The organism is Massilia sp. CCM 8734 (assembly GCF_011682155.1).
Lineage (GTDB): Bacteria > Pseudomonadota > Gammaproteobacteria > Burkholderiales > Burkholderiaceae_D > Telluria_A > Telluria_A rubra.
Genome location: NZ_WHJI01000011.1, coordinates 125,211 through 145,822 on the forward strand (window position 1 = coordinate 125,211; position 20,612 = coordinate 145,822).

The following is a 20,612-nucleotide window of genomic DNA, read 5'->3' on the forward strand; positions in this document are numbered from 1 at the left end:
AACGATGTAATCTCACCACACCGGGCCTGGTATCACGTTCAAAAACGATGGTTTTCATGCACGCATGCGCCTTGCCATCGTCGCCGCTCAGAACTGGAAGTAAATGAATGGATTAAAGCCGCCTTCGACCACCGCCAGGCAGGACAGTACATACAGCAGGCAGGCGTACAGGCCCATCATCAAGGGCTGGCGCAGGCTGCGCCGGCGCAGGCGCTGGAACGGTTGGTCGCCGAGCAGGCAGATCACGCCGGCCAGCGCCAGCAGGAACATCACCTTGGGGTCGGCCAGCACCCGGTTGGCGTCCTGCCACAGCGGCACGGCCGGATCGAGCCCGCTCATGGCGCCGAGCAGCTTGCCGGTCTGGCTCAGGTCGACCGCGCGGAACGGTACCCACAGCAAGGTGGCCAGCACGAACACCGGCAGGCTGCCGAGGCGCCAGCGCGCCGAATTGAGCACGCCCGCGCGTTCGAGCGCCAGCAGCGCGCCGTGCCCCAGGCCCCAGATCAGGAAGGTGTAGGCGGCGCCATGCCACAGCGCGCACAGGCCGAACACGATGAAGCTGTTGCGGTAGGTCGCCAGCTTGCCGCGCCGGTTGCCGCCCAGCGCAATGTAGACATAGTCGCGGAAAAAGCGCGACAAGGTCATGTGCCAGCGTTGCCAGAATTCGGTGATGCTGGCCGCCGCGTACGGGCGGTTGAAGTTGCGCGGAAAGCGGAAGCCCATCATGCGCGCCATGCCGATCGCCATGTCGGTGTAGCCGGAAAAATCGAAATAGATCTGGAACGAGTAGCACAGCGCGCCGAGCCAGGCGGCGTAGGTGCTCATCGCCACGGTGGGCCCGTGCACCACGTCCACCACCGCGCCGAGCGGATCGGCGATCAGCATTTTTTTCGACAGGCCGATGCAAAAGATCACCATGCCCCAGAACACGTCGCTGCCGACCAGGCGCCGGTACTTGAGGTTGAGCTGCTCGCGCACCTCGGCGTAGCGCACCACCGGGCCGGCGATCAGGTGGGGGAACAAAAAGATGTAGATGGCGAACTTCTGGATACTGGTTTCGGCCTCGATGCGGCGCGCATGCACGTCCAGCAGGTAAGAGAGGAAATGGAACACGTAGAAGGAGATACCGAGCGGCAGGATGATCTTCCAGGTCGCCGCCGTGGCGAACGGCGCCGCGCCGGAGACGTCGTGCAGCACCTGGGCCAGGAACAGCAGGTATTTGAAGAAGATCAAGGGCGCCAGGTTCATCACGATGCCGGCCCCGAGCGCCAGCTTGGCGGCGCGCTCCGATGATGCGCGGCACAGGTGGCCGATCAGCTGGCCCAGCATGAAGTTAAGCAGCAGCAGCACCAGCGCCACCACGGTCAGGGCGCCCGCGCCCAGGATGTAAAAGGCGAAGCTGGCCAGCAAGATGTAACTGTTGCGCGCAGCCCTAGGCAGGACGAAGTACAAGGCGAAAAACACCGGGAAGAACAGGAACAGGAAACCGGGAGAAGAAAAAACCATGGGTGATCCGTGGGCGCGGGCCTGGGGCCCGCGCGGCAAAAGAGTTATCGGTCAGCGCCTTTGTGCGCCGAAGGGACAGGCCGGTCGTGGTGTCAGCGTTTGACGGTGAACGCCGCCCAGCGGTCGGCCTGGATGTCGAGCACCTGGACGATCAGGTATTTGCAGCGCCCCGCGATCAGCGGCGCGACCTCTTTGAGTTCCTGGGCACGGCTGATCTTGGTGAATTTCTGGAAATGCTCGATCAGGCCGGCGCCCAGCATGCCGTCGCTGAAACTGTTGCCGTACATGCAGGTCGGCGGCAGCAGGTCGGCCCGCTCCACGGTGGCGGTATCGAATTCCAGGCCGGTGGCGGCGGGATCGAACTGGCGGCGCTGGTGCAGCGCGGGCCAGCTTGTCTTCAGTTGCGGCTCGGGCACGTCCTTGTGCATGTTCAGGCGTCCGGCAAAGCGCATTTCGACGCCGACGAAGGGCTTGACGTCCAGTTCGAGCCGGTGGCGCCAGCGCACGGGCGAGCCTTCCAGTTCGGCGATCACGCGCACCGCGTCGGCCGCCGTGGCCATGGCCATCGGTTCGGACCAGTGAAAATCCTGCTTGAAAAACGGCGCGAACTTGTCCTCGTTGGCGCGCATCAAGCCGACGACATCGACAAAATGCAGCTCGGGCGTGCTTTTCAGGCGCTGGTAAAAGTGCATGAAATGCGAGTCGTCGGGCACGCGCGGGGCGAAGAAGGGCAAGCGCTCGCGCGTGAAATACTGTTTCTGGACCGGCGTCATCAGGACCATGGTGACGCCCACCGCGCGCAGGCGCGCCGCCAGGCCCAGCACGCCTTCGTGGGCGGCGTCCTGCGCGGCCTGGGTGCCGAGGATTTTCTCGGTCAGCGGCAATTCGACCTCGGCAATGCTGCGGCCGTACAGTTCGCCATTTTTGCCGTAGTACACGCGGCGCGAGGTACGGAACAGGCGGTAGTCGATTTCGTTCTTGACGCGGATCATCAGGCTGCGCAAGCCGAGTTGATCGGCGAAGGCTTTTTCAAAGCGCGCGTAATTCTTGTCGGTATCGAAGAGACCGCCTTCCCAGGTGGCCGGGTAGGCCGCCAGTGGACGTAATTCTTCCACTGGAGGAATTTTGGCGCTGTGCCAGCCTGCCAGTTTCGGCAGGGCCGGCACCAGGCTGACGGTAAAGATCAGGGCCACCAGCAGCAGGCGCAGCAGATGGCGCGCGCCACGGCTGCGCCGGCGCCATGCCGGCAATCGGGCGCGTCCCGGCGACACGCGCGCAGGTTGGACGGCTGGGGAAGAAGAGTCGTTCATGGGTGCTGCGATTCCTTGCGGGTTGGTCGGGCAGGGGGATGGCCCGGCTGCCGTGGCGCACGCGCCCTGGTGGACCCGCATCGATGCGCTGGCCCGCCGTCGCGCTGCCGCTTGCGCCTCATGTACCGGATAAAACGATACGCAGTATACAATATTTCAGTTCGCGGTAGCCAGTCAAAGCTGGGGCCGGCGGCGGCGCCGCGATCGCGCCAGGCCTTGGTGCGCCTCAGTTCTGCGCCAGCTTGTGCAGCTCGGCCGGGTTGAGGATGATCAGGCGGTGCGTGCCTTTTTCGATGATGCCTTGCTGCACCAGCGCGAGCAGGGTGCGGGTCACCGTTTCGCGGCTGGTGTTGATCATGTTGGCGATATCCTGGTGGGTCGGCAGGTTTTCCACCACTTCCACATCGCCTTCCTTCTTTTCCTTCATCAGTTCGAGGAAGGTGTAGATGCGCTTGGCGGTGTTGTGGATGCTCAGCAGCGCGCGAAATTGCGAGTCGCGCTGCACTTTTTCGGCCAGGAAGCGCAGCATGTGCTTGGCCACCGATGGCGAATGGGAAAACAGATGCAGGGCGGTGAGGCGCGGCAGCAGCGCCACCATCACCGGACTGAGCGCCACGACCGAGGCCGAGCGGGTCGAGCCGTTGATGACGGCGATTTCGCCGAAGAAGTCGCCCGGCGCGAGCATGCGCAGGCCGATCGCGCGCCCGTCCTCGGTCACGTCGATCACTTGCAGCTGGCCCGACAGCAAAAACAGCAGGCTGTCGCCGCTGGCGCCTTTTTGCAGCACCACGTCGCGCTTGGCGTAGGTGCGGATGCGCAGGTCGGTCATGACCTGGCGCATTTCATCCTCGCTCAGCTGGGCCAGCAGGGGAATCTTGCGCAGGTGGATCTGGACGCTGACCTTGTTCTGCGAATCCTTGGGCACCGGCATCACCGAGGCATCCTCGGGGCCGAGCGGGACCCCGTTCTTGGTCGCGGTAACGATGAAATTATTTGTACTCATGCACTGTTTCCGTCATAAATAGGCATGCGCGAGCGGCGCGCACAGCGCCACCGTGGCGATGCCGGCGGCATTGGCCGCCATGTCGCGCCAGCAAAACTTTCTTCCGGGTACTAAATTTTGCAGGACTTCGATGAGGAGGGCGGCGCCCAGCAAGCCCAGCAGGCAGAGTTGCAGGAACCAGCCGCCCGGAACCATACGTGCCAGCAACAGGGCGAGCAGGCCGAACGCCAGGAAATGCATGAGCTTATCGTTCGGCAATGGCGGCAGCCATGCGTTCGGTACCAGGCAGCCCGCCACGATGCCGGCCGTGGCCAGTAAAAACACAATCAATTCCCAAGTCATCTTATCCACATCAACAGTCGTTCCGCTGGCGCCGGCATGTCCCGTACCAGCGCCAGCAAACGTGCTGGAGCGGTATCTTACCAGTTGTCGGTGCGCCAGCTGAACTGGAACCAACGGCTGTCGTACTGGAACAGGGGAATGTTCTCGCGATTGAAGGTGCGCCGCACTTCCAGCTGCACGGCGCTGTGGGTGCCGACCGGGAACAGCAGGCTGGCGCGCAGCTGGGTGGTGTCCTGCTGGCGCTTGATCTCGATGAAATCCTTCGAATAGATGCGCTCGCCCCGCCACGACTGGCGCGACACGCCCAGTTCGCCGATGGCTTTATCGCCCATCAGCGCGACCAGGTTGGCGCCGCCGTACCAGCCGCCGCGCTCGCCGCCGGGACGCGCTTCCTTGCCCCGGTCCGCCAGCAGGCCGCTTGAGAGCACCACGGTCGATTGCTTGCTGCGGATCGCCAGGCTGGTGCCCAGGTCGAGCGTGCGCGCATCGTAATAGCGCCGGGTCGGATAGATGGCGCTGCTGTAGCCGGCGCTGAGCGACCAGCCGAGCGATTCGCCCAGGTCGACCGGCGGCACGGCGCGCAGCAGCACCTGGGCCTGGCGCTGATACAGCTCTTCGCCCAGCCGCACCAGGCCGTAGGCGGCGGTGGCGCGCCCGGTCCAGCCGGCGCCGCTCCACGGGCGTTCCAGCCCCAGCAGGACGGAATCGGTGTCCTGGCTCTTGACCTGGTTGTAGCGCAAGGCGCGCAGCTGGGCGATCAGGAGCATGCCGCGGCTGCCGACCGGCTGGTTGAAGTCGCCCGAGAGCACCTTGAAATGATCGGCGCGCGGCAGCGAGTCGGGGCCGAGATCGTAGGTTTTCAGATTGCCGGCGCCGCCGATCTGCACGCTGCTGCTGCTCGAGCCCTGGTTGACGTTGGTGTCGTAGCCGGCGCCGAGCTTGAACGACATCGAGCGCGGATGGGCGCGCTGGCCCTTGCAGCCCGAGGCGCGGTAGTGGGCGATCAATTCCAGGATCGCGTCCGACGGATGGAAACGCTGCACGATCTGCCCGAACAGGCGCTCGGCCTCGGCCTTGTTGCCCAGTTCGCAATGGCTGATGGCCAGGTCGAGCCAGGCCCCGGCGTGCAGCGCGTTCTTTTCCAGCAGGCGGCCAAGCTTGGTGGTGGCTTCGTCGGGCCGCCCTTCGGACAGCGAACGCAGCGCTTCCAGGTAGAGTTTTTCTTCCTCGGCCGCCTGCTCGTCGCTGAGCGGGGCCGGGGCCTCGGCCGCCGCCGTTTCGGGCGCCGCCGCCGTTTCGGGTGCATCGCCCTGCTGGGCGCGCGCCGGGGCCAGTGCGCCCAGGGCGCCGAGCGCCAGCAGTAGCGCCAGGGTCGGGCGCCTCATGCCGGCTGCTCCAGCGTAAACAGTTCGATCGGATGCTCCTTGCCGCGCAGCGCATGCCGGCCCAGGCTGAGGAAGCGGTGGCGCGTGGCGTAGCCGACCGTGCCCTGGCCGATGATCACATCGTGCGGGAAGTCGCGCGCCGCCTGTTCCAGGCGCGACGCGGTGTTGACGCTGTCGCCCACGGCCGTATAAATGCTGCGAAACGAGGTGCCGTAGTCGCCCACCATGGCCAGGCCGCTTTCGATGCCGATGCGCACGCGCAGCGGCTGGCCGCCGGCGCGCACCCGGCGCGCGCTCAGGATGGCGACCTCGCGCAGGATGCGCGCGGCCGCGTCCAGCGCCAGGTCGGCGTGCTGCGCGTTCGGAATCGGCGCGCCCCAGAAGGCGACCAGGCCGTCGCCCGTGTATTTGTCGAGCGTGCCCTTGTTTTCCAGCACCGGGCGGGTCAGGCAATCGAGAAAATCGGTGGTCAGCCTGGCCGCTTCTTCCACCGGCAGCGCTTCGACCTGGGTGGTGTAGCCTTGCATGTCGGCGATCAGGGTGGTCACTTGCAGCTGGCGCGGGGCGAGCGGGTCTTTCAGGCCGCTGCGCAGCAATTCATCGACCACTTCCCCGGCCACGTAGCGGCGCATGGTGTCGAGCAGGCGCCGCGAGCCGGACTGGGCCAACTGCCAGTGGAAGGGCACGCCCACCGCCAGCAAAAACCCGATCGACAGCAGCGGGCCGCTCACCGAAAAATCCGGATCGTGGGCCGACAGGCCGTAGGCCAGCATGAGCCAGGTCAGCGAGGCTGCCGCCAGCATCAGCACATTGACGGCGGCCGACAGGCGCGCGAAGGTGTAGCCGGCCAGCACCACGACGACGCTGGCGAACAGCACCGCCATCAGGCGTCCGGGCCAGGGCGCCGGGGCCAGGCCGGCCTGCCGGTCGAGCAGGGTGGTGAGCATCGAGGCGTGCACCAGCAAGCCGGGGCTGGAACGCCCGAGCGGGGTGGCGACGCGGTCGCCGATGCTCAGGGACGACGAGCCGATCAGCACCAGGCGCCCGGCCACCATCGCCGGGTCGAGCCGGCCGTCGAGGATCTCGCCGGCCTTGGCCACGGTGTAGGCGTCGAGCGAGCGGCTGAACGGCACCCGCTGGTAGCCGTCGCGCTGGTCCGGCGCCGGCGCCGTCGCGGGCGCGCCGCAGCAGTCGAGCAGCGCGCGCGAGAGGGTTGGAAAGCGGCGCTGTTCGAACCAGGTATACATAGGGACGCGGCGCAGCACGCCGTCGGAATCGGGGCGCACCCCGATATTGCCCACATGCGGCGCCTGCGCCAGCCCGGCATGGTTGGCGATGAAGCCGTAGGCCGGCACGGCGGCGCCGGGCGCTGCGGACGGCGCGCCGCCGGCGGGGCGGCCGAAGCGCAGCGCTTGCGGGCGCTGTTCGTAGTCGAACAGCTGGGCCAGCACCAGCGGGCCTTGCCCGGCCAGCACGGCCAGGCGCATGTCGCCGGCCGGGTCGCCCGGCTCGCCTTGCAAAATGTCGAGCGCGACCGCGCGCGCGCCGTCGCCGATCAGGGTTTCCACCAGCGCGGCCAGGCGCTCGCGCGACCATGGCCAGGGATGGGTGGCCAAGCTGGTCTCGTCGATATCGACCACCAGGATGCGCGACTCGGGCGTATCGACCGCCTGCGCCACCACGAAACGGTCGCGCAGCCATTCGTCGGCGGCGTCGAGCCCCGAGGCCCCGCGCGGCAGTTGCGCCCAGGCAGCGAGCATCAGCGCCGCCAACGGAATCGACAGGTGCAGCAGGGGAGGGGGAGAGAAGGAGCGCAAGTGGACCAATGAGTATGGCGCGCCGACCGACGGGAATGGTGCTCCCGACGCAGGTGCGCGACCTGGAAAATGACGCAAGTATAACGCCAGAGCGACAGTAATACTACCAAAGCAAGTTTTTTTGCAACATTACTCTCAACGCAATGTCGCGCGCGTACGAGGGTGGAGCTTCATCATAGACGGCAAAGGGCGCAAGAGATGTTGCTGAACCGTCCCAGATTTGTATCATTGTGCAATAATGTGACGAGCAACACATTTTGAAGGGTTTTGCGGGCGCATAATCCGGCATCAGGGAGAATTTATGTTTAATCAATCCATCGCCACATTCCGCTATCTGCCCCTCGCGCTGGCGCTGTCGTTCGCCGCCGCCGGGCAGGCTGGCGCCGCCGAGGCGGGGCGCATCGTATTCGTCACCGGCGAGGTGCAGGTCGCCAGCAAGGCGGCCGTGCTCGATTCGGCCGTCCAGGAGGGCGACGAGCTCAGTACCGGCGCCCAGGGTTACGTGTATATGAAGACCGTCGACGGCGGCTTCCTGATCTTGCGTCCGAACAGCCGTGCCCGCATCATCGCTTACAAGATCGACGCCGGCAATCCGGCCAATACACGGGTCAAGCTCGAGCTGCTCAGCGGCGTGGCGCGCAGCATTTCGGGCCAGGGCGTCAAGATGTCGCGCCAGAACTACCGCTTCAATACGCCGGTGGCGGCCATTGGCGTGCGCGGCACCGACTTTATCGTCTCGACCGACCAGTTGACCACGCGCGTGGCCGTGGTCTCCGGCGGCGTGGTGGTCTCCGGCTTTGCCGGCGCCTGCGGGCCGGAAGGCGGCGGGCCGTGCGAAGGGCGCAGCAGCCGCGAGCTGTTCGCCGGCCAGCCGGGCATGCTGTTGCAGGTCGAAAAGGGCCAGCTGGTGCCGAAGTTGCTGAACAATCCGGGCAACAGCCCCGACCAGGCCGTGCCGCCGCGCAGCGACGAGCCGAGCGGACGCGTCGCCGGGGCCACCACCACGGTGCCGGCCTTGCCCGGCAACACCGTCAACCTGGACGCCAAAAAAGACGCCATCAACCAGATCAGCAAGCCGACCCCGGTCCCGGTCCCGACGCTGCCGCCCGTGCCGCCGGTGGTGCTGGTGCCGGTGCCGGAAGTGCCAAAAGGGCCGGAAGTGATCTGGGGACGCTACGAGCGCATCGCCGGCACCGTATCGGACCCGGAGGTGGTCGCCAAAATGAACAACCCGGCCTATGACGACGGTTTCTTCCTCGGCTCGTATACGATGAAGCGCCGGCTCGACGCCAAGATGGTCCTGCCGTCCGAAGGACAGGCCTCGTTCGCGCTGGCCGAGGGAACGGCCAGCCTGACGCGCAAGGGCGGCGACGCTCAGGCCGCCACCATCAAGGAAGGCAGCCTGAACGTGAATTTCGGCGCCCAGCGTTTCGAGACCAGCATGCTGGTGCGCAGCCATGAAGGCGAGTTGCGGGTGCGCGCCGTCGGCTTGGTGGAGTCCACCGGCAAGTTAGCCCACGGGACGGACTCCAACACCGCCCTGAGCGGCTACCTGACCGGTGGCGACAAAATCAATGGCGCTGAATTCATTTTCAAGAGCATTAATGGCGAAATCTGGAATCCGCAGGGCTGGACCGCGCAGGGCTATGCGCGCTTCACGCGTTAATGCCGGCGTAACGCCATTGCGCCCGCGCCGATGCAAGCGGCGCCGATAGCGGGGCGATGATCTTCTAAAACGGCTGCCGGCATGGCGGTCGTTTTTTTTATGGCGCGCGCCGTGCATATATATATATGCTTGCATGGCGCCGGGTCGGCTCCGCTGACCGCCAGGCGCATTGTCCGATAAACCCGATGTTGGCGGAGATAATCGCGCCGCGCATGGCGTCCCGATTCCCCATTCAAGTGGCAGAAGCCAGTCCGGACGAATATTGCCCAATTCGGGGGCAGGTGCTCAAGAAACAGGCAGGAACATGTTCAGTATCAAAACAAATTTATCAAATAGTCGGAAAAAAAGCGGAATAAACCGCGATTTGTGATGGTGATCACAACCCACGCCCCACGATGTGGCAATATACTCCCTGTTCTGCAAAAAAGGGCTCAGGCGAGGGGTTGTTAACCCCGCCGGGCCGCAGAAATTTGGTTATATCTAAGCTCAACTAAAGGATCAATCATGGCCGTAGCAACCGAGTACACAAAAGTAGCACAAGAACTTTACCTCTCCTATTTTGGCCGTCCAGCTGATTCGACCGGTCTGAAAAGCATGACCGAAGCACTGGCCGCTGCTAATGCGCCTACGGACACGGCTGGCCTGGCTGTTGCTTACAACACCAACCCAGCAGTGAAACAGCTGATGGACAACTTCGGCAACAGCGCCGAGTCCGCAGCTCTGTACCCTGGCTCGACCGCCGACTTCCTGAAAGGTGTCTACCTGAACCTGTTCGGTCGCGCTCCTGATGCAGAAGGCCAAGCCTACTGGACCAAGCAGATCGACACCGGCGTCGTCAGCAAAGGCGCAGCTGCTTACAACATCCTGACCGGCGCTGTCGACGCTAAAGGTGCTGACGCACTGACCGTGGCCAAGAAAGTTGTTATCGCAAGCGCCTTCACCGCCGCTATCGACACCGCAGCTGAAGTCAAAGGCTACGACGGCAACTTCGCCGCTGCCGAAGCACGCAAGCTGCTGGCTAACGTCAACGCGAACACCGACGCAACCGTCTACCAGGCAACCGTGAACTCGGTACTGGCAAGCCTGGCTCTGGGCTCGACCCCAGGTACCACCCAGCGCCTGACCGAACAGCGTGATACCCTGATCGGCACCGATGCCAATGACATCTTCCAGGGCACCATCTTCGACAACCAGAACACCCTGCAAGGCGGCGATCGCATCGAAGCTGGCGGCGGCAACGACACCCTGCGCGCTGACGTGGGCAAATCGCAGCTGTTCGCTTTCCGTGCAGAAACCACCGGCGTTGAAAACGTCGTTATCAGCGCACAGACCATCGGCCCTGACGCAACCGACAACAACACCGTTCGCACCGTTGAAGTCCAGATCGACGCAGAGCGCATGGAAGGCGTTACCCGTTTCGAAGACAGCAACAGCCGCGCTGACCTGGTCATCGAAGATATCCGTATCCTCGACTCGCAGATCACCAAAGACATCACCATCGCCATGGTGCAAACCGATGCCGGTAACGTCGACTTCGGCGTCCTGTTCGACCAGCACTCCCTGCGCGCAGCGCCGGTAGCCGCTTCGGGCGCCACCCTGCGCCTGCAACTGATGGACACCCGTGCTAGTGAGCAAGGCCTGGCCAAGCTGCTGGACAATCCGTACAACGGTTTCATCTTCAGCTTCAACGGCAAAGCAATCAAAGTCGCTTCGCAAGCAATCGACCAAGCTCAGTCGTACGCTGAACTGGTTACCGCACTGCAAACCGCAATCAAGCTGACCCCAGGCATCGAAAACTTCCAGGTCAAGCTGGGTGACGCGTTCACCGTTGCCGATACCAAAACCGGCAAGCCACAAACCGGTAACGAAATCGTCATCACCAACCCGGGCGCAGGCACCATCACCCTGCCAAAAGGTTCGGGCTGGGTTGCAGAAGCTGCAGTTCCACCTGATTCGGGTCTGCACACCGCAATTCTGCAAGGCAACCCAACCACCGTCGTTTCGAAAATCACCAGCACCGTCATCCTGGACGACGTGGGCCGTGGTTCGAACGGTGGCGACCTGGTCATCGGTGGCATCTCGATCGGCGACACCTCGACCTCGAAAGGCGTTGAGCGTTTCGAAATCACCGTTGAGCGCACCAGCCGCCTGCAAACCATCAACTCGACCGACAACTTCCTGCAAGAAGTTATCCTGGTTAACGGCGCTACCAAAGGCGACCTGTACGTCAATGGCAATGCCAACCTGAAAGCAGTCGCTACCGCTGGTACCGCTCCTAACGGCGGCCAGGTAACCCTGCCAGGCCTCGGCGTGGACACCCCACTGCCAGGTACCGACACCACCAACGGTGGCAAGCAGCACGGCGACATGTATGGCTTCCACGACGTTCGTCTGATCGACGCATCGACCCTGGTCGGTAACCTGGCCCTGACCGCTGTCGTCACCGACCGCTCGGTTGCCAAGTACATCAACAAGATCGATACCCAATCGAACTCGGCAGCTGACAACGTTGCTTTCTCGTACACCGGCGGCCTGAACAACGACACCATGATCGTTGACCTCGACGCAGGCGTTGCAGGCAGTCGTAGCCAGATCATCAGCGGCCTGGAAGACTTCACGTTCAGCCTGAACGGCAACTCGGGTAACGACGCGCTGACCCTGCGCATCGTTCCTGCTGTCGCTGGTGGCGGTACGTACTTCAACAGCAACCAAGATCTGAACAACAACATCTCGATCAGCGGCGGCGACGGCAACGACACCATCCGCAAACTCGGCGATGGCGACACCCGCATCGACGGCGGCGCTGGCGATGACACCATCTACAGCGAAAACACCGGCGCGACCAACCTGTACACCGTTGCTTACGGTACCCCTGCTATTCCAGGTACCCCAGCGATTCCAGGCGTTCCACCTGCGCTGCCGATTCCTGCAGTTCCAGGTAGCGGCGCGATCCCTGCCGGCACCACCGCAACCTGGGCGTTCAACACGACCGACCAAGTGACCGTGGCTCCTGCTGACCGTTTCGTCGGCAACATGCGTTCGGACTTCAACGACAGCTACTTCCTGTACAACACGACCATCAACGTGACGTACAAAGGTATCACCAGCTCGATCCTGATCAACGACGCGTCGACCTACAAAACGACCGATCTGCAGATCAACCAGGCAATCAAAAAAGCGATCAACGACAACGTCATCCTGAACAAGCTGCTGGTAGCTACGGACTCCCCATCGGGCGCCCTGACCGTTACCGCACTGACCGATGGCCTGCACGTTGTTGGTGACCTGACCGTTGGTCTGGTTGCTCCAACCAGCGCGCTGAACGCCCTGTCGATCAGCGACCTGGCCGCTGCCGCTGCCGCTTACGGCATCACCAGCCCTGCAGCTGATGGCAGCAGTGTTTACGCAGCAATGGTCGCTGCACTGGCCACCTACGGTACCAACGGTGACTACGCTTCGAACTTTGCAACCGCTTACACCGACAGCAACCTGATCACCCTGGGTCAACTGACCGGTGCTGAAAGCGTTGCAATCAGCGACAACATCATCACCCCAGGTTCGGGCAATGACGTTATCGCTCTGGGCAACCACGAAGCTCTGAACGCTGGCGCTCAGATCTTGGCTCCTACCGTTGCTGACTACGCTATTTCGGATAACGAAACCGTTGTCTACACTGCTGGTTTCGGCAACGACACGATCGTCAACTTCGACGTCATCGGCGCTGGCATCGATCACCTGGACTTCACCGCTATCGGTGGTAATGTCCTGACCGGTGCTCTGACGACCAACAAGTCGATCACCATCGGCACGCCAACGCTCGCTAGCGCTGCACTGGCTACGACCGCAATCGCTGCCCTGTACACCGCTGACAACGCTGCTGCACAGACCCACGTGTACGTCGCTGTTGATGCAACGACCCACATCGGTACCGTGTACTCGATCGCTGACGCGATCGGTGCTGCGAACGCAACGGTTACCCTGGAAGGCACGATCGACCTGGCCTCGACCGGCGGTGCAGCTGGTTCGACCGTACTGACTGGCGCAAACAACTGGGCCGGTCTGACCCAGTCGAATTTCGTCAACTCGTCGGTTGCTAACTACTACCTGTTCGAAGGCGCATCGGGCTTCATCGCTCCAGTCGTGACCACGCCAACGACCAGCGTCGCTGTTACCCTGAACAACACCGTTCCTGGTTACAACGCTGGTAACAACACGAACGTAACGTTCACTGTTGCTAACCAAGCCTTCTCGTCGGTTGTCAGCAACTTCGCTGCTGGCGACAAGCTGGTGTTTGCCGCAGGTTCGGTTGTTAGCGTGATCGACACCGTTGTTGGCGACAACACCGTTGTTGTGCAGGGCGTGTTGGGTGGTCTGACCTCCAGCGTTACCGTGCAGACCCAGGCTCCAGCAGTCATGCCTGCCGTCGTCAATACCGAAGCGCTGTTCAACACCTACTTCGGTGCTGGCTCGCTGTCGACCGCTTCGAACACCACCCCGGTTGCAGTTAGCGCCGGTAACGCCAACTTCGATGCGGCAACCCTGAACTACGTGTTCAACGTTGCAACCGGTACCTACACCGCTAACGTGTCGAACTTCGCAGCTGGCGACGTTCTGAGCTTCGTCACCGGCAGCGCTGTTACCACCAACAACGCAGTTGCAGGCGATAACATCATCGACATCGTTTCGGTCGCTGGTGGCGTTACCACCACCATCCACCTGGTTGGCGCTGGTGTTGACACCGGTCTGGCTGCAGGTGCTGGTACCGCTGCTAACTACAACGTCCTGATCCCAGGCGCAATCGTAGTTGCTGCTTAATTGTTGTTATAAGTAGCAAAGAACCGCAGGCTTCGGCCTGTGGTTCGATGCAAGCAAAAGGCCAGGCTTCACCGCCTGGCCTTTTTTTCGACCCGCCGTTCGTGCCGGGTTTGACTGAGGCATTCATGGTGCGTTCAGTTAATCTTCTCTGGTGTAAAAACCTGCTTTGTGCTAACCTTTCGAACTTGTGATCCACATCACATTTCCCAGCGGATTTTTTGACATCCTGACGCCCTTGCCGATGTGCCGCCGTTGACGCGGCTGGCGTGACGCTCACCAGGATCGGGAAGTTGCCGCCGTCCGCGCTGTCCCCCTCGTGAATTACTAATGAATTGTGTTGGTCTCTAATGAAAAAACTTCTCGATAAGCAGAACGAAATTGGGCAGGCACTGCTCGCGTTCAAGGGCACCTTCTATACCATCGGCGTGTTCAGCGCGATCACCAATTTGCTGATGCTGGTGCCGTCCCTGTACATGCTGCAGGTGTATGACCGCGTACTGGCCAGCCAGAACGAAATCACCCTGCTGATGCTGACCTTGCTCATGCTGGGCGCCTATGTGCTCATGAGCGCCCTGGAATTCATGCGCAGCATGATCCTAGTGCGCATCGGCGCGCGCTTCGACATGAAAATGAATAAACGCGTGTACACCGCCGCGTTCGAGCGCAACCTGAAAAAGGCCGGCGGCAATGCCGGCCAGGCCTTGAGCGACCTGACCAACATTCGCCAGTTTCTCACCGGCAACGCGCTGTTTGCCTTCTTCGACGCGCCCTGGTTTCCGCTGTACCTGATCGTGATTTTCTTCTTCCAGCCCCTGCTGGGCTGGTTCGCCCTGGGCGGCACCGCGATCCTGGTGATCCTGGCGATCGTCAACGAGCGCGTTTCGCACAAGCCGCTGGCCGAAGCGAGCACCATGTCCATCGTGGCCGGCAACCTGGCCACCAACAACCTGCGCAATGCCGAAGTCATCGAAGCGATGGGCATGCTGCCCCAGTTGCAGGCGCGCTGGTACAAGATCCACAGCAAATTCCTGCAATTGCAGGCCGAAGCGAGTGAAAAAGCCGGCACCGTCGGCGCCGTCACCAAATTCGTGCAAACCTCGCTGCAATCGCTCATTCTCGGCCTCGGCGCCTTGCTGGTCATCGAAGGCAAACTGACGCCGGGCATGATGATCGCCGCCTCGATCCTGGTGGGCCGTGCCATGGCGCCGGTGCAGCAAGTGATCGCCGTATGGAAGTCGGTGGCCGGCGTGCGCAGTTCCTACGAGCGCCTGACCACCTTGCTGGAAGAAAATGAAGAGCGCAAGGAAGGCATGCCCCTGCCGCCGCCGGTCGGCAGCCTGTTGATCGATAACATCACGGCCGGTCCTCCGGGCGCGACCCACCCTGTGCTCAAAGGCGTCAGTTTCGCGATTTCTCCGGGCGACGTGCTCGGCGTGGTCGGCCCCAGCGGTTCGGGCAAGTCGACCCTGGCGCGCCTGATGGTCGGCGTGTGGCCGGCCCTGATCGGCAAAGTGCGCCTCGACGGCGCCGATATCTACCACTGGAACAAAGACCAGCTCGGCCCTCACCTCGGCTATCTGCCCCAGGATATTGAACTGTTCGGCGGCACGGTCAGCGAAAACATCGCCCGTTTCGGCGACATCGATCCGGAGCAGGTGGTGCTGGCCGCCAAGCGCACCGGCGTGCACGACATGATCCTGAAAATGCCGAACGGTTACGATACCGTGCTCGGCGACGGCGGCGCCGGCCTGTCCGGCGGCCAGAAGCAGCGCCTGGGCCTGGCCCGCGCCATGTATGGCGACCCGGCCCTGCTGGTGCTCGACGAACCGAACTCGAACCTCGATGACCAGGGCGAACATGCCCTGATGCAGGCGGTCCAGGACATGCGCCAGCGCGGCAAGACCATTGTGCTCATTACCCACCGTCCGGCCGCGATCAATGTCTCGACCAAGCTGTTGGTGTTGCGTGATGGCGCGGTGCAGATGTTCGGCCCGACCGCCCAGGTATTGCAGGCGATTCAGGAAGCGAACCAGAAACTGTTGGAAGCGCAGCAACAGCAGCAGCGCCAGCAGCAAGCGGGCCAGCCGGGTCAGCCACCGGGCCAGCCGGGCCAGCCAGGCCAGGCCCAGCCTGCCCAGGCAAGCGCGCCAGTAACAACGGAAAAGGAATAAGAACATGAGCAACATTCAAACCAGAAATGTCACCGACGTCGTTGCCCGCGACGTGGTGCCCGAGGTCGCCAGCGTCGACTCGAAAAAATATTCGCGCATGGGCTGGATCATCGTGCTGGTCGGCGTGCTTGGCTTCATTCTGTGGGCCTCGTTCGCCCCGCTCGACCGCGGCGTGCCGATGTCGGGCACCGTGGCCACCGAAACGAGCCGCAAGACCGTGCAGCATTTGACTGGCGGCATTGTGGAAGACATCCTGGTCAAGGATGGCGACGTGGTCAAGGCTGGCCAGGTGCTGGTGCGCATCAATCCGACCGTGGCCCGTTCCGCGATCGAAATGACGCGCACCCAGTATTTCAGCGCGCTGGCGGCGGAAGCGCGCCTGCAAGCCGAACGCAGCGGCAAGAGCCAGCCAACTTTCCCCAAGGAACTGCTCGATAACAAGGACGACCCGCGCGCCAAGGAATCGATGGAAGCCCAGACCCAGCTGATGGCCTCGCGCCAGACCAGCCTGAAGAACGAACTGGCCGCGCTGGAAGAAAACGCCGCCGGTCTCAAGGCGCAGACCAAGGGCTTGCAGGAATCGATGGCCTCGAAAAAGAGCCAGGGCGTCATCATCAAGGAGCAACTCGAGGGCATGCGCGAACTGGCCAAGGATGGCTACATTCCGCGCTCGCGCCTGCTGGAAATGGAACGCACCTTCATGGCGGTGCAAGGCACCATTTCGGAAGATATCGGCAATATCAGCCGCGCCCAGAACCAGTTGATGGAACTGAGCCTGCGCCGCATCGTGCGCACCCAGGAATACCAGAAGGAAGTCGGCACCCAGCTGGCCGATGTGCAAAAGGAAACCAGCGCCCTGGCCAGCCGTATGCTGGCCCAGGATTTCGACCTGGCCAACGCCGAAGTCAAGGCGCCCGTCAATGGCGTGGTGGTCGGCTTGCAGATCTTCACCAAGGGTGGCGTGATCGGCCCGGGCGCGCGCATGATGGATATCGTGCCGAACTCGGATGCGATGGTGGTCGAAGGCCAACTGCCGGTCAACCTGATCGACAAGGTGCAGGTCGGCTTGCCGGTCGAATTCATTTTCTCGGCCTTCAATACCAACAAGACGCCGCACATTCCCGGCATCGTGACCCAGGTCTCGGCCGATCGTACCGTCGACGAGCGTACCGGCATGCCATACTACAAGATCAAAGCCCGCGTGACACCGGAAGGCGCCAAGCTGATCGCTTCGCATAAACTCGATATCCAGTCCGGCATGCCGGCCGAATTGTTCATCAAGACCGGTGAACGCACCATGATGAATTACCTGTTCAAGCCGGTCTTCGACCGCGCCAAGACATCCCTGTCGGAGGATTAAGATGACGTTTGGACTGACCATGTTTCGCATCACCGCCCAGGGCCGCATGAAGGCCGTCGCCGCCGCCGCACTCTTGCTGGCCAGCGCCGGCGCGTCGGCCATCAATCTGCAGCAGGCTTACGAGCAGGCGCTGCAGAACGACCCGGCCTACCGTTCGGCGTTCTATGAGAACCAGAGCGGCAAGGAAAGCGCGATCCTTGGCCGGGTCGGCCTGCTGCCGAACGTGCAGGCCAACTACAATGCCAGCAAGAACCGCGCCGATATCCAAAGCGCGCTTTCGCTGACGCATCCTGAATACATCAGCCGGGTTTCCACCATCCAGCTGCGCCAGACCCTGTTCAACGTGGACGCGTACGCGCGCTACAAGCAGGGCAAGGCCCAGGCCCTGCTGAGCGACCAGGTGTTTGGCGTGCGCAGCCAGGAAGTGCTGATCCGCGTCATCAGCGCCTATTTCGACGCCCTGTTCGCGGACGAACAAGTGGCGCTCAACACCGCCCAGCGCGACGCCTACGCCGAGCAAAGCAAGGTTAACGAGCGTCTGCTCAAGCATGGCGAAGGCACCCGCACGGACGTGCTCGAAGTGCAGGCGCGCCTGGAACTGTCGGAAGCGAACCTGATCGAAGCGAAGGATAGCCAGGCGACCTCGCGCAACACCCTGGCCGGCCTGATCGGCGGCGACCCGGGCAATCTGGTCGGCCTGAACGATAACTTCCGCGCGCTGCCGCTGGCGCCGAATAATGTGCAGGAGTGGAAGAGTCTGGCGCTCAAGGAAAATCCCGAGCTCCAGGCCCAGACCACCGCGCTCGAAGTGGCCAAGCAGGAAATCCTGAAAGCCCGCGCCGGCCATGCGCCGCGCCTGGACTTTGTGGCCAGCTACAGCAAGAACGCGTCCGAGACGATCAATACCTACAACCAGGATTCGACCGTACGCGCGATCGGCATCCAGCTCAACGTGCCGCTGTATTCGGGCGGCTCGGTCAACGCCACCTCGCGCCAGGCCGTGGCCGGGCTGGAACGCGCGCGCGCCGACCTGCAAGGCAAGACCGACAAGACCTTGATCGAAGTGAGCAAGCAGTTTTCGGCGGTCCAGAGCAGCATTGCCAAGATCAACGCCCTGAACCGCGCGGTGGAATCGAGCAACCTGCTGATCAAGGCGACCGAACAGAGCATCAAGGGCGGCGTGCGCATCAACCTGGACTTGCTCAATGCCCAGCAACAGTTGTTTACGGCCAAGCGCGATCTTGCACAAGCGCGATATAACTATATGATGTCGTCGCTGCGCTTGCGCGCAGCCGCCGGAACCCTGGACGCGAGCGACGTGAGCCGCACCGCATCCTACTTCCGCTGATTAACCCCCAGCCGGCGGCATGTGGCGCCGGCCATTTTTATCATAAGAGGAAACATGAGCACCAACGAACTTGAAATCACCACCGGCGGCCTGAGCTACAAAGTGTCGGACCTGTCCCCGGAAGCGCAACAGCAAGTGACCAACCTGCGTTACGTCGAGTCGGAAATCGCCCGCCTGAACGCCCAACTGGCGATCTACGAAACCGCGCGCGGCACCTACAAGAGCGTGCTGAAAGATCTGCTGCCAAAAACGGCGCAATAAGCCCCACCGGACCCTCCGCTGCGCCGTCCTGGCGCTGCGGGCGGGTTGCTGCGATTCCTCCGGTGCATACAATGATGTAGAATGCGCAACGTTATTTGCGTTGTCACATCAATCGCCGGGCGATCCGGCATGCATGCCCTAAAGGAACCGCTTTGAAACTCATCCCTACCATTCTTTGCGGCGGTGCCGGCTCGCGCCTGTGGCCCGTTTCCCGCGAACTTCACCCGAAACCGTTCATCCGCCTCGCCGATGGCCAAAGCCTGCTGCAAAAAGCCTGGCTGCGCGGCGCCGCCCTGCCCGAGGTAGCGCAAGTGCTGACCGTGACCAACCGCGAACTGTTCTTCAAGACTGAAGACGATTACCGCGCCGTCGCCAAAGGCCACCAGGAACTGTCCAACAGCTACATCCTGGAACCGTTCGGCCGCAACACTGCGCCCGCGATCGCCGCCGCCGCCCTGCACGTGGCCGCCACGCACGGCCTTGATGCGGTGCTGCTGGTGCTGGCCGCCGACCATTTGATTGCCGACCAGGCCGCTTTTGGCGCCGCCGTGGCCCAGGCCATTCCGCTGGCCCGGTCCGGCCGTCTGGTGACCTTCGGCATCGAGCCGCATGCGCCCGAGACCGGCTTTGGCTACATCGAGGCGGAAGGCAACACGGTGCTGCGCTTCGTCGAAAAGCCGAGCCTGGAAAAAGCCCGCGAGTATCTGGCCAGCGGACGCTACCTGTGGAATTCGGGCATGTTCTGCTTTACCGCCGGCAGCATGATCGCCGAGATGGAATTGCACTGCCCGCAGATCCTGGCCGCCACGCGCGCCTGCCTGGCCGAGTCGCGCAGCGCCAGCGGCAAGAATTTTACCCAGTGCGAACTGGATGCGGCCGCTTTCGAGCAAGTCGCCGACGATTCGATCGATTACGCGGTGATGGAAAAATCGGCCAAGGTGTCGGTGGTGCCGTGCAATATCGGCTGGAGCGACATTGGTTCCTGGAACGCGCTGGGCGAATTGATCGCGCCGGATGCCGACGGCAACCGCATCGATGGCGACGTGCGCCTGCACGATGTGAGCGATTGCTTCATCCAGAGCAATGAGCGCCTGGTGGGCGCGGTGGGCGTCAGTAACCTGATCATCGTCGACACCCCGGACGCCTTGCTGGTGGCCGACCGCAGCCGGGTGCAGGACGTCAAGCATTTGTACGTGAGCCTCAAATCCGAAGGGCACGACGTGCACAAGCTGCACCGCACCGTGCACCGTCCGTGGGGCACTTACACGGTGCTGGAAGACAGCACCCGCTTCAAGATCAAGCGCATCGAAGTCAAGCCGGGCGCCAGCCTGAGCCTGCAGATGCACCATCACCGCAGCGAGCACTGGATCGTGGTCAGCGGCATGGCCAAGGTAGTCAACGGGGATCGCGAATTGTTCGTCTCGACCAATGAGTCGACCTATATTCCGGCCGGCCACAAGCACCGCCTGGAAAACCCGGGCGTGCTCGACCTGGTGATGATTGAAGTGCAGAGCGGCGATTACCTGGGCGAGGACGATATCGTCCGCTTCCAGGATAACTACGGGCGCGTTTGATGGCATAGCGGGTCTCGACAGTTAACCGTCGAACCGTCATTCCCGCGCAGGCGG

The 20,612-nt window shown here is 62.7% G+C and carries 13 protein-coding genes; 7 read left to right on the forward strand and 6 right to left on the reverse strand.

All coding sequences use genetic code 11. The annotated features are described in order from the left end of the window. Nucleotides 1–87 precede the first annotated feature (87 nt). From F2P46_RS12730 to F2P46_RS12755, 6 genes are all read right to left on the reverse strand, one after another. On the reverse strand, nt 88–1,506 hold the full coding sequence (locus F2P46_RS12730) for an MBOAT family O-acyltransferase (protein ID WP_166889771.1): 1,419 nt from the start codon (nt 1,504–1,506) through the stop codon (nt 88–90). 92 nt (nt 1,507–1,598) lie between these two features. Next, the gene (locus F2P46_RS12735) at nt 1,599–2,816 is read right to left on the reverse strand and encodes a hypothetical protein (protein ID WP_166889774.1); all 1,218 of its coding nucleotides are present in this window, start codon (nt 2,814–2,816) and stop codon (nt 1,599–1,601) included. A 226-nt stretch (nt 2,817–3,042) separates the two neighbouring features. After that, nucleotides 3,043–3,819, reverse strand: coding sequence for a Crp/Fnr family transcriptional regulator (locus tag F2P46_RS12740; protein WP_229509253.1), 777 nt, complete (start codon nt 3,817–3,819; stop codon nt 3,043–3,045). A 12-nt stretch (nt 3,820–3,831) separates the two neighbouring features. Further along, complete coding sequence (locus F2P46_RS12745) at nt 3,832–4,161, reverse strand: VanZ family protein (protein ID WP_166889941.1); 330 nt, start codon at nt 4,159–4,161, stop codon at nt 3,832–3,834. Between the two features lie 77 nt (nt 4,162–4,238). Next, nucleotides 4,239–5,546 carry a tetratricopeptide repeat protein gene (locus tag F2P46_RS12750; RefSeq protein ID WP_166889778.1) on the reverse strand — a complete coding sequence of 436 codons (1,308 nt, stop codon included), beginning with the start codon at nt 5,544–5,546 and terminating at the stop codon, nt 4,239–4,241. Next, nucleotides 5,543–7,306: an adenylate/guanylate cyclase domain-containing protein gene (locus F2P46_RS12755; RefSeq protein ID WP_166889781.1), complete on the reverse strand. Its 1,764-nt coding sequence runs from the start codon at nt 7,304–7,306 to the stop codon at nt 5,543–5,545. Before F2P46_RS12755 ends, F2P46_RS12750 begins: the two co-directional genes overlap by 4 nt. 358 nt (nt 7,307–7,664) lie before the next feature. Here F2P46_RS12755 and F2P46_RS12760 point away from each other — a divergent pair, with 358 nt between their 5' ends. The 7 genes from F2P46_RS12760 to F2P46_RS12790 all read left to right on the forward strand — a co-directional run bounded on the left by F2P46_RS12760 (nt 7,665) and on the right by F2P46_RS12790 (nt 20,558). Continuing rightward, a complete protein-coding gene (locus F2P46_RS12760; RefSeq protein ID WP_166889784.1) occupies nt 7,665–9,029 on the forward strand; it encodes a FecR domain-containing protein in 1,365 nt (454 codons plus the stop codon). A 504-nt stretch (nt 9,030–9,533) separates the two neighbouring features. Next, the gene (locus F2P46_RS12765; RefSeq protein ID WP_166889786.1) at nt 9,534–13,844 is read left to right on the forward strand and encodes an S-layer family protein; all 4,311 of its coding nucleotides are present in this window, start codon (nt 9,534–9,536) and stop codon (nt 13,842–13,844) included. 347 nt (nt 13,845–14,191) lie between these two features. Beyond that, nucleotides 14,192–16,015 (forward strand): type I secretion system permease/ATPase, encoded by a 1,824-nt coding sequence (locus F2P46_RS12770; RefSeq protein ID WP_166889789.1) that lies wholly within the window; start codon nt 14,192–14,194, stop codon nt 16,013–16,015. 4 nt (nt 16,016–16,019) lie between these two features. Beyond that, nucleotides 16,020–17,375 carry an HlyD family type I secretion periplasmic adaptor subunit gene (locus F2P46_RS12775; RefSeq protein ID WP_166889792.1) on the forward strand — a complete coding sequence of 452 codons (1,356 nt, stop codon included), beginning with the start codon at nt 16,020–16,022 and terminating at the stop codon, nt 17,373–17,375. A 1-nt stretch (nt 17,376) separates the two neighbouring features. Beyond that, entirely contained in the window at nt 17,377–18,723 is a 1,347-nt protein-coding gene (locus F2P46_RS12780) for a TolC family outer membrane protein (protein ID WP_229509254.1), read from the forward strand. Nucleotides 18,724–18,777: 54 nt separating this feature from the next. Continuing rightward, complete coding sequence (locus tag F2P46_RS12785) at nt 18,778–18,984, forward strand: DUF6447 family protein (protein ID WP_166889795.1); 207 nt, start codon at nt 18,778–18,780, stop codon at nt 18,982–18,984. Nucleotides 18,985–19,136: 152 nt separating this feature from the next. Next, nucleotides 19,137–20,558, forward strand: coding sequence for a mannose-1-phosphate guanylyltransferase/mannose-6-phosphate isomerase (locus F2P46_RS12790; RefSeq protein WP_166889798.1), 1,422 nt, complete (start codon nt 19,137–19,139; stop codon nt 20,556–20,558). Nucleotides 20,559–20,612: the final 54 nt, after the last annotated feature.

Coding starts and splice junctions, on each gene's coding strand:
- F2P46_RS12755 (WP_166889781.1), bottom strand. CDS start 7,306: ATGCTCGCTGCCTGGGCGCAACTGCCGCGCGGGGCCTCGGGGCTCGAC.
- F2P46_RS12760 (WP_166889784.1), top strand. CDS start 7,665: ATGTTTAATCAATCCATCGCCACATTCCGCTATCTGCCCCTCGCGCTG.
- F2P46_RS12780 (WP_229509254.1), top strand. CDS start 17,377: ATGACGTTTGGACTGACCATGTTTCGCATCACCGCCCAGGGCCGCATG.
- F2P46_RS12765 (WP_166889786.1), top strand. CDS start 9,534: ATGGCCGTAGCAACCGAGTACACAAAAGTAGCACAAGAACTTTACCTC.
- F2P46_RS12770 (WP_166889789.1), top strand. CDS start 14,192: ATGAAAAAACTTCTCGATAAGCAGAACGAAATTGGGCAGGCACTGCTC.
- F2P46_RS12735 (WP_166889774.1), bottom strand. CDS start 2,816: ATGAACGACTCTTCTTCCCCAGCCGTCCAACCTGCGCGCGTGTCGCCG.
- F2P46_RS12740 (WP_229509253.1), bottom strand. CDS start 3,819: ATGAGTACAAATAATTTCATCGTTACCGCGACCAAGAACGGGGTCCCG.
- F2P46_RS12730 (WP_166889771.1), bottom strand. CDS start 1,506: ATGGTTTTTTCTTCTCCCGGTTTCCTGTTCCTGTTCTTCCCGGTGTTT.
- F2P46_RS12785 (WP_166889795.1), top strand. CDS start 18,778: ATGAGCACCAACGAACTTGAAATCACCACCGGCGGCCTGAGCTACAAA.
- F2P46_RS12745 (WP_166889941.1), bottom strand. CDS start 4,161: ATGACTTGGGAATTGATTGTGTTTTTACTGGCCACGGCCGGCATCGTG.
- F2P46_RS12775 (WP_166889792.1), top strand. CDS start 16,020: ATGAGCAACATTCAAACCAGAAATGTCACCGACGTCGTTGCCCGCGAC.
- F2P46_RS12750 (WP_166889778.1), bottom strand. CDS start 5,546: ATGAGGCGCCCGACCCTGGCGCTACTGCTGGCGCTCGGCGCCCTGGGC.